Annotated in this window: 1 protein-coding gene; it reads right to left on the bottom strand. The window is 65.7% G+C overall.

Annotated features, from left to right (window positions below):
* Window position 1: 1 nt before the first annotated feature.
* A protein-coding gene (locus IEY93_RS37530; RefSeq protein WP_203969285.1) for an IS5 family transposase occupies window positions 2–894 on the bottom strand; the annotation gives its coding sequence in 2 pieces (ribosomal slippage) (window positions 2–508 and window positions 511–894; 891 coding nt in all).
* Window positions 895–948: the final 54 nt, after the last annotated feature.

Consider the following 948-nt stretch of genomic DNA (forward strand, 5'->3'; position numbering starts at 1 on the left):
CCTAGGGCGTGTCTGACAATTCGAGGTGGCGGAGCCAGAGCATCAGGGCGCCGATGATGGCGCCGGCGAGGTAGCGGCTGGCAAGTTTGTCGAAGCGGGTGGCGATGGCTCGCCACTGCTTGAGCTTGCCGAAGCAACGTTCGACCAGGTTGCGCTGGGTGTAGGCCTCGGTATCGAAGGCGTGCGGGCGGCCTCCGCGGCTGCCCTTGCGCTTGCGGTTGGCGATCTGGTCCTTGCGTTCGGGGATGACCGCCTGGATGCCACGACGGCGCAGGTAGGTGCGGATCTTCTTAGAGGAGTACCCCTTGTCGCCGATCAGCCGGTCGGGACGGGTCCGGGGCCGCCCTGGGCCGGTGCGGGGCAGCCGGAGTTTGGCCATCACCGCTTCGAAGGCAGTGCAGTCGACCACGTTCCCGGCGGTCAGGTGCAGCGTCATGGGCAGGCCGCGACCTTCGGTGATCAGGTGGAGCTTGGTGGTGAGTCCTCCCCGGGACCGGCCGAGCGCCTGCCGCCTTTGCGATCGCTTCGTATCGATCGTCCCGCCGTCGTCCCCCTTTTCCGGGCACCGGCCGCATGCTGGTGAGCCCGCGAGATGGTGGAGTCGATCGCAAAGCTCCACTCCACGTTGCCGACCGAATCGTCCTTGACCTGCATCTGCTCCAGCAGGCGCGCCCAGGTGCCATCGGCGTCCCAGCGTTTGAATCGCTCGTAACAGGTCTGCCAGGGGCCATAGCGTTCGGGGATGTCGCGCCAGGGTGCCCCTGTCCGCAGTCGCCACAAGATCCCGTCGATGACCTGGCGGTGATCCCGCCACGGACGACCACGGCCGTCGATGGCGGGAAGCAACGACTCGATCCGCTGCCAGGCCTTATCGGTCAGCTCACCACGCCTCACCACGATGGATCATCTAACCGCAATCAACGTGATCATTTATCAGACACGCTCTAG

The organism is Sphaerisporangium melleum (assembly GCF_014646695.1).
Taxonomy (GTDB): domain Bacteria; phylum Actinomycetota; class Actinomycetes; order Streptosporangiales; family Streptosporangiaceae; genus Sphaerisporangium; species Sphaerisporangium melleum.